This window comes from Modestobacter excelsi (genome assembly GCF_005930495.1).
In the GTDB taxonomy this organism is placed as follows: Bacteria; Actinomycetota; Actinomycetes; order Mycobacteriales; family Geodermatophilaceae; genus Modestobacter; species Modestobacter excelsi.
Window position 1 is genome coordinate 59,267 of record NZ_SJEX01000009.1, and the last position, 15,683, is coordinate 74,949.

Consider the following 15,683-nt stretch of genomic DNA (forward strand, 5'->3'; position numbering starts at 1 on the left):
GCCTGGTCGATCGGCGCCGGGTGGCTCCACGCCGCGAACTCGGTGACGTGACGCCCCAGGGACGTGCCGAACGCAGCCCCGCTCCGCCTGGTCCGGGCGAACGCAGCCGGCCGCGGTACTGGTCCTGATCTGCAGCTGCACCATCCCGGGCGGTGGCTCTGGTCCCCGTCCTCCACCAGGCAGACGCTGCCGGACCGGGGACTAGAACGGTGGCGGGTCATCTGCTGGTGGCGGTTCGGCCGGCGACTCGGGTGGGGGTCGCATGCCCGGTGGCCTCGTGGTGCGGGTGACGCCCGACGGGGTGGTGACCTGCAGGACGCCGTCGGGGGTCATGGTGAACCGCCAGCCGGGGGCGAAGGTCTTCAGGCGGTGGTGGGAGCGGCACAGGCAGCACAGGTTGGCGCAGTCGGTCGCTCCGCCGCAGTTGTGGGCGGTGACGTGGTCGAGGTCGGCCCAGCCGACCCGCTGCCCGCAGTTGGGGAACCGGCAGCGCCGGTCGCGGATGCTGACGAACGCCCGTTGCCGGGCGGTGGGGGTGTAGGCGGCGGTCCCCGGTGGCCGCCCGGTCACCGGGCACCCGCAGCTGCTGGCGGTCTCGACGTCGTGGTGGGTGGGGCAGCAGCGGCGGGCCAGCCGATCCAGTTCGGCGGGGGTGAGGGTGGCCAGCAGCTCCCCGTCCGGGCCGGTGATCGCGAACCTCAGCGACCCGCCCTCGGGAGCGGCCAAGCCGAGGGCACCGACCCGGGCCAGCAGTGCGCGGACGTGGGCGGCGGTGATCGGCAGCCCGTTCACCTCACCCGGGGTGCTGCCCGTGCCGCCGAGGGCGTCGAGGCCGGCGGTGACGGTCACGTTGGCCGTCACCGGCGGGAGCCCGGAGTCGGCGGGGCGGCGGATCAGCAGGGACAGCACGTGCGCCCGCAGCGCCCCGATCCGGCGGGGGTCGCCGTCGGCCTTGAGCATCCTCGCGAGCTGGTCGACGACGTCGAAGCACTCGAAGGCCTCGTCGGTGGGCAGGTCCGCGGCGATGGTGGACCGGCCGTCGGTGGCGGAGGGGTGGACGTGCACGTCGGCGGTCTGCTCCGCCTCCTTCCGGCGCACGTCGGCCGCCTCGACGTCGAGTTCGACCATCAGCTCGGTGGCCCGGCCACCCAGCTTGTGGACAGACAGGTCGGTCGCCTCGGGCAGCAGTGCCGCCTCGACCTGCCGGCCACCGCTGCGTTGGTGTGCTGCAGGACGTCGGCGAGCTGGCTGGCCCGCCGCTCGTCCAGCTCCCCGGCCTGCAGGGCGGCGAACGTGGCCGGCAGCTTCCGCAGCCAGGTGGAGGCGCGGGCGTAGCGGTAGCCGGCGGTCCGGCGACCGAGGTTGAGCACCGTCGAGAGCTCGGCGGTGAAGAACTCACTCACCCCGTCATAGGCCTCGTCGATCGCCCACCCGGATTGCCGCGCGCCTGGACTGCCCAGGGCCGGATCAGCCGACGCCGGCCGCTGGGCGGCCAGGCTCATGATCAGCTCGGCCTCGTAGGCGGTGTCGGCGGCCCGGCGCTGCTGCACCCGCTGCAGCTCCACCGCCTTCTCCTCATCCGACAGCCAGGACACCGGCAACCGCGGGGCAGCGACACGGTGCTCCCACACCAGGTCCACCACCACGTCGACCGTCGCTGCCATGGGCCGAACACACGTACGGGGTACGACGGTTCCGGGGGTCCGGACACCCGTCAGCGCTCAGATCGGCCCTGGCTCGAGCCGAGGAACTCCCGGAGGCCGGTGAGCAGTCGGTCGACGTCGGCGTCGTCGTTGTACGGCGCGAGCCCCACCCGCAGGCCGCCGGCATCGCCCAGGCCCAGGTGCCGGGATGCCTCCAGCGCGTAGAACGACCCGGCGGGGGCGTTCACACCGCGCTCGGCGAGGAACCGGTAGGCGTCGGCGGCGTCCCGGCCGGCGAAGGTGAGCAGCAACGTCGGCGTCCGGGAGGCGGCGCGGGACCACACCGTCACGCCCGGCAGCTCCCTGAGGCCGTCCTCGATCCGCTCGCGCAGCCGGTCCTCGTGCTCCTCCAGCGCCGTCATCGACGCGACGAGCCGGGCCCGCCTCTCCCCCTCGGGGCCGGCCAGGCCGGCGAGGAAGTCGATGGCGGCCGTGGTGCCCGCCAACTGCTCGTAGGGCAGGGTCCCGAGCTCGAACCGCTCCGGCACGGCGTCGGTCGAGGGCAGCAGCTTGTCCGGGTGCAGCGTCTCCAGCAGCGCAGGCGCGGCGACCAGGCAACCGCAGTGCGGGCCGAGGAACTTGTACGGGGAGCAGACGAAGAAGTCCGCGCCGAGCGCCTCGACGTCCACCGGGGCGTGCGCGGTGAGGTGCACGCCGTCCACCCAGGTCAGCGCACCTGCCTCGTGCGCCAGCGCGGTGATCGCGGCGACGTCGGGGCGGGTGCCGATCAGGTTGGAGGCGCCGGTGACGGCGACCAGCCGGGTCCGCGAGGAGAGCAGGGCGCCGACGGTCGCCGGGTCCAGCTCGCCCGTCGCGGGGTCGAAGTCGGCCCACCGAACGGTGGCGCCGCGGGCGCGCGCGGCCTGCACCCAGGGGCGGATGTTGGCGTCGTGGTCCAGCCGGGTCACCACGACCTCGTCGTCCGGCCCCCAGCCGGCCGACAGCACCCGGGACAGCTCGTAGGTCAGCGTCGTGGCGCTGCGCCCGAAGACCACACCGCCGGGATCGCCGCCGGTGAGGTCGGCGACCGCCTGCCGGGCGCCACGGACGACGGCGTCCGCGTTGCGCTCGGCCTCCGTCACCGACCCGCGGTTGGCGATCGGCGCGGTCAGGGTCGCGGCGACCGCCTGCGCGACGGCGGCGGGGGTCTGCGAGCCGCCCGGGCCGTCGAAGTGGGCGTAGCCGGCGGCCAGGGCGGGGAAGGAGGCGCGGACTGCCGCGACGTCGAGAGTCATCGGGAGCTGACGTTAGGCGGCCGGTCCCACCGCCACCAGCCGCGCTGGCGCCGGGCGACGGCGGCGACGATCCGGTCCGGGCGCACGAGGACCGACCGACCGCGAAGCCAGCGCACCAGCTCGGGCGACCCCAGCTCGTCGGCCCGCACGACCCTCCCCGGCCAGCTCGGCGGGACCGGCCCGCCGGCGGTGACCACCGCCCAGTCCGGACCGAGGACGTCGTCCAGCCGCTGCGGTCCCTCGACCGGCGGCTGCGGCAGCAGGCTCCCCACCGGGGAGCCCGGCGCGAACCGGGGACGGCGCACCTGCGGGCCCGGGCGCAGCGGCGGGGTCCGGCTGGACGCGGTGAAGGCGGCCAGCCGCGGCACCCGGCGCACCCCGGTGAGCACCCCGCGGCGCACCAGGGCGGCGCGGTTCCCACCGCCGGTCATGAGCCGGCCCAGCAGCACCGCCAGCCGGACCAGCGAGCGGGCGTGCGGCGCGCGCTCGGCCTGGTGGGTGTCCAGCAGCGCGTCGTCGGCACCGTCGAGGACGGCGGCGAGCTTCCAGGCCAGCTGGTGCGCGTCGCGCAGGCCGAGCCCCAGCCCCTGGCCGATGAACGGCGGGGTCAGGTGCGCGGCGTCCCCGTTGAGCAGTACGCGGCCCTGCCGCCACCGGTCGGCGACCTGCGCGGCGTACCGGTACTCGGCCGACCGGACCACCGTGCAGCCGGCCGCACCGAACCGGCCCAGCAGCCCGTCGAGGTCGAGGTCGGCGACGGCCTCGTGCTCGCGCAGCCGGAACTCGGCGCGGTACCGGGCCCCGGCGACCGGCATGAAGGTGGCCGGCCGGACGGCGTCGCAGACCTGCTGCACGCCGGGCCAGACCGGCAGCGGCGTGTCGGCCACCAGGTCGACGACCAACCACCGCTCCCCCGGCCCCAGGTCGCGCATCCGGGCGCCGATCTGCCCCCGCACGGTGCTCCTCGCCCCGTCGCAGCCGAGCACCGCGTCGGCGACCAGCTGCTCCTCGGCGCCGGTGTCCCGGTCGCGGACGGTCAGACGGACCGGACCGGCACCGTCCAGGCGCACCACCTCGACGCCACCGCGCAACCGGGCCCGCGGTTCGGCGGCCAGCGCGTCGCGCAGCACCTGCTCCAGGTCGGGCTGGCTGAACATCGAGCCCTGCGGCCAGCCGTGGTCCCCGGCGCCGCGGGGGAACTCGGCCAGCGTGCGGCCGCCGCCGTCCAGCAGCCGCAGGCCGGCCATCGGCCGGCTGACGGCAGCGAACGCGTCGGCGACCCCGGCCGCCTGCAGCACCCGCAACGACTCGTCGTCCAGGTGCACCGCCCGCGGCAGCGGGTGGGCCTCGGCGTGCCGGTCGAGCACCAGGACGTCGATGCCCCGGCGGGCCAGCAGCAGCGCCGCGGTCACCCCGACCGGCCCGGCGCCGACCACCACCACCGTCACGCCGCCGAGTCTGCCTGTCGGGGAAGTGCACGACAGGACGGTGGTCGGCCGGGCAACCTGTCGGCGTGGACCTGCACCTGGACGCCCCGTTCTCCCTCGACACCTGGGACGGCGTCGCCGACCCCGACCCGGCCGACCCCGACGCCCCGCCGACCGCGCGGGTGGTGCTGGCCAAGACCTACACCGGCGAGCAGCTCACCGGCTCCGCCACCGGTCACGCGCTCACCACGAACGGCCCGCGCGGTGCCTCCTACGTGGCGCAGGAGCGGATCACCGGCACGCTGGCCGGGCGCACCGGGAGCTTCGTGCTCGAGCACGGCGCCTCGATGGGCGAGGGCGTGCCGACCGTCCAGTGGGCACGGGTGGTCGCCGGCTCGGGCACCGGCGAGCTGACCGGCCTGCAGGGCACCGGCGTCGTCGCGCACCAGCTGCTGACCCTGGACGCCGTCCTGCCGGACTGAGGCCCGCAGTCAGCGGCCGGCGCGCTCGTCGAGCACGTCGGCCAGCAGCGTCACCGCACCCCAGCCGGCAGCCGCGAGGGCGACCAGCGGCGCGCGCGCCGTCCGGCCCGCCAGCCCGGCGCCGAACGCCGCGGCGTCACCGGCGTCGGCGACCACCCGGGCGGCGGTGGCGAGCCGGCGGGCCCTGCCGGCCGGGGCGGCGACCAGCGCCAGGCCCAGGACGACGTCCCGGACGGCGAGGGAGCGGGTGAGCAGGCGGGTGTCCGGGGTGTCCGCCAGGCCGCACGGCCGGAGCAGGACCGTCGGCGCGGCGACCAGGACCGCCCCGTAACCGGCCGTCGCAGCACCGACGAGGGAGGTCAGGGAGGGCACAGCAGCTCCTTGCGCGCCAGGGGAGGGCGGTGTCCAACCAACCAGCGGGGCACCCGGCCCGCCACCGGGGACCGTTGCACGGACCGTCCACAACGTTGCACGGGACTTCCTTCGGCTGTGACCTGTGCCATAACGTGCGACCGGACTGCGCAGCTGCGCACGCCATCGAGGCCCTCATCGTGGAGGGCGACGAGGAGGACCCTGTGCCTGTCAACACCCGCGGCGCCATCATGCGTTCCGCCCCCGGCAAGTGGGAGGTCACCGACCTGGTCGTCGACGACCCGCAGGCCGGCGAGCTCCAGGTCAAGCTGGCCGCCTCCGGGCTGTGCCACTCCGACGACCACATCGCCACCGGCGACATGCAGGTCGGCAAGTACCCCTTCCTCGGCGGCCACGAGGGCGCCGGCGTCGTCACCGCCGTCGGCCCGGGCGTGACGGGCTTCGAGGAGGGCGACCACGTCGTCTTCTCGTTCCTGCCCGGCTGCGGCCGGTGCCGCTACTGCGCCAACGGCCAGCAGTACATCTGCGATTCGGGCGCCAACCTGCTCGTCGGCTCGCGGTGGGACGACGCGTCGAGCTTCCGGGTCAAGACCTCCGACGGCGAGGACGTCGGTCAGATGTGCGGGCTGGGGACCTTCGCCGAGATCACCACGGTGGACATCCGTTCCACCGTCAAGATCGACAAGAGCATCCCGCTCGACGTGGCCTGCCTAGTCGGGTGCGGCGTCGGCACCGGCTGGGGCACCGCCGTCCAGGCCGGCGAGGTCCGGGCCGGCGACACGGTCATCGTGATGGGCATCGGCGGGATCGGCATCAACGCCGTCCAGGGCGCGGCCCACGCCGGGGCCAGCCACGTCATCGCCGTCGACCCGGTGCCCTTCAAGCTGGAGAAGGCCCGCGAGCTCGGCGCCACCCAGACCTTCGCGAGCATCGAGGAGGCCGCCGACTTCGCGCGCAGCGTCACCAACGGGCAGGGCGCCGACAAGGCGCTGGTGACCGTCGGGGTGCTCAAGGGCGAGCACATCGCCCAGGCGTTCGACGCGATCGGCAAGGGCGGGCGGGTCGTCGTCACCGGCCTCGGCGACCTCACCGACGTCGGCATCCCGATCAACCCCAGCATGCTGGCGCTGTTCACCAAGGAGATCCGCGGCGCCCTGTTCGGTGACCAGAACCCCAGCTCGGACATGCAGAAGATGCTGCGGCTCTACCAGGAGGGCAACATCAAGCTCGACGAGCTGATCACCAAGCGGTACAAGCTGGACGACATCAACCAGGGCTACGAGGACCTGCACGAGGGCAAGAACCTCCGCGGCGTCATCGTCTACGACTCCTGAGCACGGGCCTCGTCGCCCTGTGACGAGGCCGCACCCCGGGGGCCGGTCGTACCGGCCCCCGGGGCCCCACCGTCCCGTTCGACGAGGAGCCGACCATCCCTGCGCCTGCCCGACACGACGCTGCCCGGCTGGACGCGGTGGGGATGGTCCGCACCGCCCAGGAGCGGGTCGTCGCCCGGGTCCGGGAGGCCGAGGTGGTCGCCGCGGCGCTGTCGGCCGGGCGGAACGTCGTCCTCGAGGGCCCACCGGGCACCGGGAAGACGACGCTGCTGCGCGCGCTGGCCGACGGCACCGGCGTGCCGCTGGTCCTGGTCGAGGGCAACGCCGAGCTGACCCCGACCCGGCTGGTCGGCCACCACGACGCCTCCCGGGTGCTCAGCGAGGACTACCGCCCGGAGAACTTCGTGCCCGGCCCGCTCACCCGGGCGATGACCGAGGGCGCGCTCCTCTACGTCGAGGAGTTCAACCGGGTGCCCGAGGAGACGATGAACGTGCTGCTCGGCGTGCTGTCCGAGCGCGAGATGCACGTGCCGCGGTTCGGCCGGGTACCGGCGCGCCCGACGTTCCGGCTGGTCGCGGCCATGAACCCGTTCGACGCCGTCGGCACCGCGCGGATCACCCCGGCGTTGTACGACCGGTCCTGCCGGGTGGCGATGGGCTACCAGGACGAGGACGCCGAGCGCGCCGTCGTCACCGCGGCCACCGGCAGCCCCGACGCGCTGGTGCACCGCGCCGTGCGGGCCGTACGGATCACCCGCGACCACCCCGAGCTGCGGATCGGGTCCTCGGTGCGCGGCGCGATCGACACCGTGCTGATCGCCACCGAGCTCGCCGTCGTCCGAGGCAGCACCGAGGTGGACGAGCGCACCGGCGCGGACGCCGCGCTGGCCGCGCTCACCGGCAAGGTCACCGTCGCCGACGGGCTGACCAGGCCGGTCGAGGACGTCGTCTCCGACATCTGGCGACGGGCCGGTGAGGAGCTGGGAAAACCCTGATCCCCGAGGCGGACGAGCCCCGGGGAGACCAGCCGGAGCCGGGGGCGCCGCCACCACCCGGCGCCGCACCTCCGGGCGCGCGCCCGGGTCCGCCGTCGGTGGTGGAGGACCCCGACCAGGTCGCCGAGCTGCTCCGCCGCCAGGGCGCCCGGGGCGCCAGCCGCGACCAGCTCGCTCGCACGCACGCCGAGTTCACCCAGGTCAGCCCGGAGGCCGGCCAGCTGGACGAGGAGGCGCTGGCCGACCTGGCCGGCCGGGACCCCGATGCGGCGGCCCGGCTGGTGGCCGCCCTGGGCCGGGCCTTCGACCCCCGGCTGCGCGCCGCCGCCCGCACGCTGGCCGCGCGGCTGCCGGTCACGGTCCCGCGCACCGGCGTGCCCGACCGGGCGGGCAGCCGGCGGGTGGTCACCCGCCGCGACCCGACCGGCGCCGACATCGACCTGGACGCCACCCTCGCCGCCCGGGGCGCGGAGCCGCGCTGGCGGGCCGAGCACCTGCACACCCGCAGCTGGCGGGCGGCCGGCCGGGCCTGCGTGCTGGTCGTCGACGCGTCGGGCTCCGTCGCCGGGGACGAGCTGGCGGCCGCCGTCCTGACGGCGTCGGCGCTGGCCCAGCGGATGCGGCCGGGCGACGAGCTGGCGGTGGTGGCGTTCTGGTCGACCGCGGTGGTGCTCCAGCCGCTGACGGCGGGAGCGCGCCCGGAGGTCGTGGTCGACCGGCTGTTCGACCTGCGCGGCGGCGGGACGACGGACCTGGACCTGGCGCTCCGGACCGCCGGACAGCAGCTGGCCCGGACCCGCACCGCGGTCCGCGACGTGCTGCTGCTGTCCGACGGGATGCCCACCGACAGCCCCGACCCGGTCCCGGCAGCGGCGGCCCTGGCCCGCGCGGGGGCCCGGCTGCACGTGCTCGCGCTGTCCGGTGAGCCGGGGTCGGCGGAGGCGTGCGCGGCGCTGGCCGCGGCCGGTGGCGGCCGGTCGGCACCGCTGCACCGCCCCTCGCAGGCGCCGGCCGCCGTGCGCACCCTGCTCGACTGAGGGAGGACCCCGGACGACGTCCCCCCGCCGGGCACCGCGCGGTCGTACAGTCCGCTGCCGCATCAGCGCTCCCAGCAGCAGGAGAGACCGTGCCCCTGAAGTCCCCGACCAAGCCGTCGCCGTCCGGTGCCGCCGACCTGCCGGCCCGCACGGTGCAGCGCCCGCGCGGCCGGCGGGTCCTGCTCAGCCTGGTCGTCGTCCTCGCCGTGGTGCTGGGTGTGCTCGTCCCCGGCATCGCCTTCGCCTCCGGGTTCACCAAGGCCGACGGCGGGCACGTGGTCGTCGTGCGGAACGGCGGCCCGTTCGACGACAACAGCATCCGCCAGGTGATCCAGCCGAACTCCTCGCTGACCTCCACCGGGCTGTTCTCCGCCGAGCACCCCTACCCCTCGACGCAGCGGAACTTCAAGGTCAGCGGGCAGGAGGACGCCGACTCCAACGAGGTCATCAACGTGCCCACCAAGGACGGCGTGCTGGTCGGCGTGGAGGGCACCTTCTACTTCGACGTCAACTTCACCGACGAGGACGTGATGAGCGCCTTCGACGACGAGTACGGCACCCGCACCTACCCCGGCTCGGACGGGCAGATCGCCGCCTGGGACGGCGACGAGGGCTGGAGCGCCTTCCTCAACTTCACCCTGGGCAACCTGGTGCAGAACGTGCTCCGGCAGGAGATCGGCAACGTGGAGTGCGCCGACCTGGTCGCCTCCTGCTCGCTGGCGGCCAACTCCAGCGCCCAGGCCGCAGCGGTGGTCAACCCCGACGCGAACGGCAACCAGACGATCAACCAGGTGCAGGCGGCGGTGAACGACGGGTTCAGCCGGGACGTCAACGACGTCCTCGGGGTGGACATCCTGGTCAACCCACGGTTCGTGCTCAGCAAGATCGAGCTGCCGCAGAACGTGCAGGACGCCATCAACCAGGCGCAGGCTGCCTTCGCCGGGGTCACCGAGTCCCAGGCCGCCCTGCAGCGGGCGCAGATCGACGCCGAGGCCGACGTGGCGCGGCAGAACGGCTACAACGGGTGCCCGACCTGCGCGCAGATCGACGTCCTCAAGGCGCTGCCCGACGGGCTCACCACGTACGCCCCGGGCACCGGGTTCACCGTCACCGGACAGTGAGGCACCGCCGTGGTCCTGCTCGACCTGATCGTCCTCGCCCTGCTGGTCTCGCTGGTCGTGGTCGCGGTGCAGACCTGGCTCGGCCGGCCCGCCCGCCAGTGGCCGGCCGCCGAGGCGGCCGCCCGCTGGGAGGACGCCCATGAGGCCGTCGGGGGCGTGACCCGGGTCGTCGTCCGCAAGGTCGCCCGGCTGCCCACCGGGGAGACCCGGGTGCTCGGCGAGTCGGTCGTCGAGGAGATCCCGGACGGCGCACCGGACTGGCACGAGCGGTTCAGCGCCGCCCGGCAGGTCGCCTACGACCGGGCCATCGACCTCAACGGCCCCTCGCTGTCCGGCTGACCGGGCGGACGGCGTCCCCGGCCCGGGCCGGGTCGAGCGGGACGGCGGACCGGAGCACCGCCGGGCCGAGCACCAGGACGCCGTCGCTGCGGGCCGCGCAGCGGATCCGGCGCGGCCCCGCAGGCCGCGGTGCGCGCCCGGGGCCAGCGCGAGGTCCAGCCACGCGCACGGGTTCGCCGGCCGGCCACCGGCGAGCAGGACGCCGTCCAGGCTGAACGGCTGCCCCCGCAGCGCCTCGACCTCGGCGCCGCGCAGCACGACGTTGCGCCGGGTGGCCAGCGGGTCCAGCGGGCCGCTGCCCAGCTCGGCGGCCAGCGCCTCGAGTGCCTCCGCAGCGATCACGGTGACCGTGGCGTCCCGGTGCGCCGGCCGGCCGGCGTAGCGGTCGCCCACGATCCCGTGTCCGGCCCGCACCTCCAGCCGGTCGCGCCGGTCGACCCCGCCCCCGGCGAGGGCCGCGTCGGGCCGGCCGTCCCAGCGGTGCTCGGGCGAGGCGAGCAGGCCGACCACCTCGACGTCGTACCGGTGGGGCAGGTCGTCGTCGCTCACCCGGCCCGACCGTGGCGTGGCGCGGCCGTGCCGTCGGCCAGCCCGTACGCCCGCGCCTCGTCGGCGGTGAGCAGCCGACCGGCGTGCACGTCGTCGGCGACCTCCTCGACCGGACGGCCGCAGGCCTCGGCCAGTCGCTCGTCCAGCCGCTGGACCTGCCGGGCGTGCGCGGCCGCCCACGTCTCGACGTCCCAGCCACGGACGCCGCGGGGTGGCTGCGGTTCGGGCGGGTCGGGGCGGAGCGGGGGCCGGGTGCCGGTGACGGTGCTCACGGGGACTCCTCGGAGGGTCGGACCTGCCAGTCGACGGTGGAGCCCACCGCGGCTGCGTAGCGCTCGATCGTGGGCAGCCGCGCGTCCCACTCACCGCTCTCCAGCCGGGCGACGGCGGACTGCGACGGTATCGCGGCCAGCACTCATGGCACCGGGGTCCGGGAGGTGCCAGCGTGGGGTCGTGGACCGCCAGACCGCCCTCGACGCCGCGACCGCCACCTTCGACTCCGGTGCCTTCCTCGAGACCCTGGGGCGCCGGGTCCGGTACCAGACCGAGAGCGCCGACCCCGGGCGCGCCGACGACCTACGGGCGTACCTCACCGAGGAGCTGGTGCCGGACGTCGAACGGCTGGGCTTCACCGCCCGGGTGGTGCCGAACCCCATTTCGCCGGGGCATCCGTTCCTGGTCGCGCACCGGTCGGAGGGCTCGCCGCGGCGGGTGCTCACCTACGGGCACGGCGACGTCCAGCCGGCGCACCCCGAGCAGTGGCGCGCCGGGCTCGACCCGTGGCGGGTCGTCGTCGAGGGCGACCGCTGGTACGGCCGCGGCGTCGCGGACAACAAGGGCCAGCACACGGTCAACCTGGTGGCCCTCGAGCAGGTGATCGCCGCCCGCGGCGGGCGGCTCGGCTATGACGTCACCCTGCTGCTCGACATGGGCGAGGAGTCCGGCTCCCCCGGCCTGACCGAGCTGTGCGCCCAGCACCGCGACGAGCTCGCCGCCGACCTGCTGATCGGCTCCGACGGCCCCCGGGTGGCCGCCGACCGGCCGACGGTCTTCCTCGGCACCCGCGGCTCGGTCAACGTGACCCTCCAGGTCACCGCCCGGCAGACCGCGCACCACTCGGGCAACTGGGGCGGGGTGCTGGTCAACCCGGCCGTCGTCCTGGCGAACGCGCTGGCCGCGCTGGTCGACGCCCGGGGCCGGCTGCTGGTCGAGGGGCTGCGGCCGGACGGCGTCCCGGCGCCGGTGCGCGCGGCGCTGCGCGACATCGACGTCGACCAGGGCCCGGACAGCCCGACGCTCGACCCGGACTGGGGCGAGCCGGGGCTGTCCCCCGGCGAGCGGCTCTACGCCTGGAACACCCTCGAGGTGCTGGCGATGACCGCCGGCGACCCGGGCGCGCCGGTGAACGCCATCCCGCCGACCGCCCGGGCGCACTGCCAGCTGCGCTTCGTCGTCGGCACCGACCCCGTCCAGGTGCTCCCGGTCCTCCGCGCGCACCTGGACGCCGCCGGGTTCGCCGACGTGCAGGTCGAGGTCGAGCACACGATGGCGGCGACCCGGACCGACCCCGAGGACCCGTGGGTGACCTGGACGCTCGGCTCGATCGAGCGCAGCACCGGGCTGACGCCGGCACTGCTGCCCAACCTCGGCGGGTCGCTGCCCAACGAGCCGTTCGCGCACGAGCTCGGGCTGCCGACGGTGTGGGTGCCGCACTCCTACCCCGGCTGCGCCCAGCACGCGCCGGACGAGCACCTGCCGACCGCGCTGGTCCGCGAGTCCCTGCAGCTCATGGCCGGCCTGTGGTGGGACCTCGGCGAACCGGACGCCCCTTGGCCGTCGTCCTCCTGAACGCCTAAGGCACGCCTTTGGCGTTCTCCTAGCGGTCGGCGGTGCGGTGGATGGGGCCCTCGGCGCCGGTGAGCCGCTCCCCGGAGCCGCCCCAGCGGCCGGCGATGATCTCCGCGGCGATCGACACCGCGGTCTCCTCCGGCGTCCGGGCGCCCAGGTCCAGCCCGATCGGCGAGGAGAGGCGCTCGAGCTCGTCGTCCTTGATGCCTGCCTCGCGCAGCCGCTCCAGCCGCTCGTCGTGCGTGCGCCTCGACCCCATCGCACCCACGTAGGCCACCGGCAGCCGCAGCGCGACCTCCAGCAGCGGGACGTCGAACTTCGGGTCGTGGGTGAGCACGCAGAGCACGGTGCGCTCGTCGATCCGCCCGGCATCGGCCTCGGCCTGCAGGTAGCGGTGCGGCCACTCCACGACCACCTCGTCGGCGTCGGGGAAGCGGCGCGCGGTGGCGAACACCGGGCGGGCGTCGCAGACCGTGACCCTATAGCCGAGGAACGAGCCGACCCGCGCGACCGCCGCGGCGAAGTCGATGGCGCCGAAGACGACCATCCGCGCCGGCGGGGCGAAGGAGGAGACGAACACGGTGATGTCATCGCCGCGCCGCTCCCCGTCGTGCCCGTAGGTGAGCGTCGCCGTCCGGCCGGCGGCCAGCATGCCGCGGGCGTCGTCGGCGACGGCGCCGTCCAGGTGCTGCTCGCCGAACGAGCCCGACGCGCGGTCGGGCCACAGCACCATCCGCCGGCCCAGCCGGTCGGCCGGGCCCTTCACGCAGGTGACGACGGCGACCGGCTCGTGCGCGGCGACCGACTCGGCCACCTCGCCGAGCTCGGGGAAGGACTCCCGGGAGATCGCCTCCACGTAGACGTCGAGGATCCCGCCGCAGGTCAGGCCGACGGCGAAGGCGTCGTCGTCGCTGACGCCGTAGCGCTCGAGCGTCGGCTCACCGGTGGCGAGGACGTCGGTGGCCTCCGCGTAGACCGCGCCCTCGACGCAACCGCCGGACACGCTGCCGACCGCCGTCCCGTCGGGGCCGACCAGCATCGAGGCACCCGGTGGGCGGGGCGCGGAGCGCCAGGTGCCCACGACGGTGCCCATCCCGACCGTCTCCCCCGCCTGCCACCAACCGACCAGGTCGTCGAGAACATCACGCATCAGGAGGTCCCTCCAGTAGTCCGGCCCCGGGGAGAGGCTCGTCGCGAGCGTGCGAGTGACGAGGAGCCCGGGGTCCTCTCGATCACTCCTGCCAGTTGCTCGAACGCGGCCAGGCTGTGCCCGGCGACGAAGTGGTCGACGGACGGCAGCGCCGCCACCATCCCCGCGGTGAGCGGCTCGTAGCCGGACCTGCCCTTGTGCGGGTTCACCCAGACGACGGCGTGCGCGAGCCGGTGCAGCCGAGCCATCTGCTCGGCGAGCAGCTCCGCGCCACCCCGCTCCCAGCCGTCGCTGCACACGACGACGACCGCGCCGCGGGCGGTGCCGCGCTGGCCCCAGCGGTCCAGGAACGCCTTGAGCACCTCGCCGATCCGGGTCCCGCCGGACCAGTCGGGGATCGCCGAGCCGCTGGCCGCCAGCGCCCGGTCGGGGTCGCGCAGCCGCAGCTCGCGGGTGACCCGGGTCAGCCGGGTGCCGAAGGTGAAGACCTCGGTGCTCGCCGGGCGGGCGCGGACCGCGGCGTGCGCGAAGCGGAGCAGGGCGTCGGCGTAGGGGCTCATCGAGCCGGAGACGTCGATCAGCAGCACCACCCGGCGCGGACGAGGGCGGGCGCGGTGGTGCTCCAGCCGGGTCACCTCGCCGCCGTCGCGCAGCGCCCGCCGCACGGTCCGCGCCCGGTGGATCGAGCCGTGCTGCGACGGGCTGCGCCGCCGGGAGGCGCGCATCGGGGCGGCCGGGACCAGCAGCGCGAACAGCCGGCGCAGCTCCTCGCGCTCGGCGACGGTCAGCTCGGCGACGTCCCGGTGCCGCAGCACCTCCTCGCCGCTGGCCCGGGTGGCGAGGTCGCTGGGCTCGCCACCGTCCTCGCTGCCCTCGCCGGTCCCCAACGGCGCGGTCCGCACCACCCGGGGCTGCTCGGCTCCGGTCGACCGCCGCGGCCGCGGCGCCTCCCCGCCGAAGTACGCGGCGAAGGCGGCGTCGTAGCGGTCCAGGTCGTCGGGGCTGCCGCACAGCGTCAGCCGGCCGGCCCAGTAGACGGCGGTCGGGTCCAGGACGTCGAGGTGCGCCGCCGCGGCGAGCATCGCCTCCACCCGGGCGGGCGAGGCGGCGACGCCGGCGTGCCGGAGGGTGCGGGCGAACCCGAGCACGGTGGTGACGACGTCCCGGGTGCCGTTCCCCGCCGTCCGGTGGTCAGCCGCCACCGAAGAGCGCCCCCCGGGTCAGGGCGTGCACGCGGTCGGTGTCCTCGCGGTACTTGAGCACCGCACCCAGCGTGCGCGCCGCGGTGTCGGGGTCGAGCTCGCGGGCGCCGAGGGCGTGCAGCGCGCTCGCCCAGTCCATCGCCTCCGCGACGCCGGGCGGCTTCAGCAGGTCCAGGCCGCGCAGCTCGGCCGTCGCCCGGGCCACCTGGCGGGCCAGGGCGTCGGTGACGTCGGGCAGCCGACGCCGGAGGATCGCCACCTCGCGCTCGAAGTCGGGGTGCTCCAGCCAGTGGTAGAGGCACCGCCGCTTGAGCGCGTCGTGCACCTCGCGGGTCCGGTTGGAGGTGAGGACGACGAGCGGCGGCGTCTCGGCCCGCACGGTGCCCAGCTCCGGGATGGAGATGGTGAAGTCGCTGAGCACCTCGAGCAGGAACGCCTCGAACTCGTCGTCGGCCCGGTCCACCTCGTCGACGAGCAGCACCGACGGCGAGTCCTCCAGCGCCTGCAGCAGGGGGCGGGCGAGCAGGAACCGCCGGTCGTAGAGCCCGGCCTCCAGCTCGGCGGGATCGCCGGCAGCGTGCGCGGCCTCGGCGGCCCGCAGGTGCAGCAGCTGGCGGCCGAAGTCCCAGTCGTAGAGGGCGTGGCTGGCCTCCAGCCCCTCGTAGCACTGCAGCCGGTACAGGGGTCGGCCGGTGACCTCGGCCAGCGCTCGGGCCAGCGCCGTCTTGCCGACCCCGGCCTCGCCCTCCAGGAACAGCGGGCGGTGCATCACCAGCGCCAGGTACGCCGCGGTGGCCAGGCCCTCGTCGGGCAGGTAGCCGGTGGCCTCCAGCGCGGTGCCGAGTGCGACGGGGTCAGCGGGGAGGGTGGACTGGCTCACGTCCAGCAG

The 15,683-nt window shown here is 75.6% G+C and carries 15 protein-coding genes and 2 pseudogenes; 7 read left to right on the plus strand and 10 right to left on the minus strand.

Annotated elements, in window-relative coordinates:
* Positions 1 to 201: 201 nt before the first annotated feature.
* From FHL80_RS27185 to FHL80_RS05420, 3 genes and pseudogenes are all read right to left on the minus strand, one after another.
* Positions 202 to 1,664: pseudogene (locus FHL80_RS27185) on the minus strand (HNH endonuclease signature motif containing protein).
* Between the two features lie 50 nt (positions 1,665 to 1,714).
* The gene (locus FHL80_RS05415; RefSeq protein ID WP_138732429.1) at positions 1,715 to 2,938 is read right to left on the minus strand and encodes a cysteine desulfurase-like protein; all 1,224 of its coding nucleotides are present in this window, start codon (positions 2,936 to 2,938) and stop codon (positions 1,715 to 1,717) included.
* Entirely contained in the window at positions 2,935 to 4,386 is a 1,452-nt protein-coding gene (locus tag FHL80_RS05420; protein WP_138732430.1) for a bifunctional 3-(3-hydroxy-phenyl)propionate/3-hydroxycinnamic acid hydroxylase, read from the minus strand. The genes FHL80_RS05415 and FHL80_RS05420 overlap by 4 nt, the downstream gene beginning before the upstream one ends.
* A 65-nt stretch (positions 4,387 to 4,451) precedes the next feature.
* On the opposite strand from FHL80_RS05420, the gene FHL80_RS05425 reads away from it, so the two are divergent.
* Positions 4,452 to 4,847 carry a DUF3224 domain-containing protein gene (locus FHL80_RS05425; protein ID WP_216870443.1) on the plus strand — a complete coding sequence of 132 codons (396 nt, stop codon included), beginning with the start codon at positions 4,452 to 4,454 and terminating at the stop codon, positions 4,845 to 4,847.
* Between the two features lie 9 nt (positions 4,848 to 4,856).
* On the opposite strand, the gene FHL80_RS05430 is transcribed toward FHL80_RS05425, so the two are convergent.
* On the minus strand, positions 4,857 to 5,219 hold the full coding sequence (locus FHL80_RS05430; RefSeq protein ID WP_138732432.1) for a hypothetical protein: 363 nt from the start codon (positions 5,217 to 5,219) through the stop codon (positions 4,857 to 4,859).
* A gap of 203 nt (positions 5,220 to 5,422) precedes the next feature.
* Between FHL80_RS05430 and FHL80_RS05435 the strand changes: the two genes are divergently transcribed.
* The 5 genes from FHL80_RS05435 to FHL80_RS05455 all read left to right on the plus strand — a co-directional run bounded on the left by FHL80_RS05435 (position 5,423) and on the right by FHL80_RS05455 (position 10,045).
* Positions 5,423 to 6,553: an NDMA-dependent alcohol dehydrogenase gene (locus FHL80_RS05435; protein WP_138732433.1), complete on the plus strand. Its 1,131-nt coding sequence runs from the start codon at positions 5,423 to 5,425 to the stop codon at positions 6,551 to 6,553.
* 143 nt (positions 6,554 to 6,696) lie between these two features.
* On the plus strand, positions 6,697 to 7,548 hold the full coding sequence (locus FHL80_RS05440) for an AAA family ATPase (RefSeq protein WP_138732434.1): 852 nt from the start codon (positions 6,697 to 6,699) through the stop codon (positions 7,546 to 7,548).
* A 98-nt stretch (positions 7,549 to 7,646) separates the two neighbouring features.
* Positions 7,647 to 8,585: a vWA domain-containing protein gene (locus FHL80_RS05445; protein WP_246078476.1), complete on the plus strand. Its 939-nt coding sequence runs from the start codon at positions 7,647 to 7,649 to the stop codon at positions 8,583 to 8,585.
* An 89-nt stretch (positions 8,586 to 8,674) separates the two neighbouring features.
* Positions 8,675 to 9,706, plus strand: coding sequence for an SPFH domain-containing protein (locus tag FHL80_RS05450; RefSeq protein ID WP_216870444.1), 1,032 nt, complete (start codon positions 8,675 to 8,677; stop codon positions 9,704 to 9,706).
* A gap of 9 nt (positions 9,707 to 9,715) precedes the next feature.
* On the plus strand, positions 9,716 to 10,045 hold the full coding sequence (locus FHL80_RS05455; RefSeq protein ID WP_138732435.1) for a hypothetical protein: 330 nt from the start codon (positions 9,716 to 9,718) through the stop codon (positions 10,043 to 10,045).
* Positions 10,046 to 10,246: 201 nt separating this feature from the next.
* Here the strand turns inward: FHL80_RS05455 and FHL80_RS27190 are convergent.
* The 3 genes and pseudogenes from FHL80_RS27190 to FHL80_RS05470 form a co-directional block, all read right to left on the minus strand.
* A pseudogene (locus FHL80_RS27190) lies at positions 10,247 to 10,594 on the minus strand (molybdenum cofactor biosysynthesis protein); the annotation flags it as partial.
* On the minus strand, positions 10,591 to 10,866 hold the full coding sequence (locus tag FHL80_RS05465) for an ATP-dependent Clp protease proteolytic subunit (protein ID WP_216870445.1): 276 nt from the start codon (positions 10,864 to 10,866) through the stop codon (positions 10,591 to 10,593). The pseudogene FHL80_RS27190 and the gene FHL80_RS05465, both read right to left, overlap by 4 nt.
* Positions 10,863 to 11,009, minus strand: a complete 147-nt coding sequence (locus tag FHL80_RS05470) for a helix-turn-helix domain-containing protein (RefSeq protein WP_216870446.1) — start codon at positions 11,007 to 11,009, stop codon at positions 10,863 to 10,865. Before FHL80_RS05470 ends, FHL80_RS05465 begins: the two co-directional genes overlap by 4 nt.
* Positions 11,010 to 11,047: 38 nt before the next feature.
* Here FHL80_RS05470 and FHL80_RS05475 point away from each other — a divergent pair, with 38 nt between their 5' ends.
* On the plus strand, positions 11,048 to 12,442 hold the full coding sequence (locus tag FHL80_RS05475; RefSeq protein ID WP_138732437.1) for a M20 family metallopeptidase: 1,395 nt from the start codon (positions 11,048 to 11,050) through the stop codon (positions 12,440 to 12,442).
* A gap of 28 nt (positions 12,443 to 12,470) precedes the next feature.
* Here FHL80_RS05475 and FHL80_RS05480 read toward each other — a convergent pair whose 3' ends face one another.
* From FHL80_RS05480 to FHL80_RS05490, 3 genes are read right to left on the minus strand one after another with little or no spacing between them, the layout of a single operon-like run.
* Positions 12,471 to 13,592 (minus strand): XdhC family protein, encoded by a 1,122-nt coding sequence (locus tag FHL80_RS05480; protein ID WP_138732438.1) that lies wholly within the window; start codon positions 13,590 to 13,592, stop codon positions 12,471 to 12,473.
* The gene (locus FHL80_RS05485) at positions 13,592 to 14,794 is read right to left on the minus strand and encodes a vWA domain-containing protein (protein WP_246078477.1); all 1,203 of its coding nucleotides are present in this window, start codon (positions 14,792 to 14,794) and stop codon (positions 13,592 to 13,594) included. The genes FHL80_RS05480 and FHL80_RS05485 overlap by 1 nt, the downstream gene beginning before the upstream one ends.
* Positions 14,784 to 15,674, minus strand: a complete 891-nt coding sequence (locus FHL80_RS05490; RefSeq protein WP_246078478.1) for an AAA family ATPase — start codon at positions 15,672 to 15,674, stop codon at positions 14,784 to 14,786. The genes FHL80_RS05485 and FHL80_RS05490 overlap by 11 nt, the downstream gene beginning before the upstream one ends.
* Between the last annotated feature and the right edge of the window lie 9 nt (positions 15,675 to 15,683).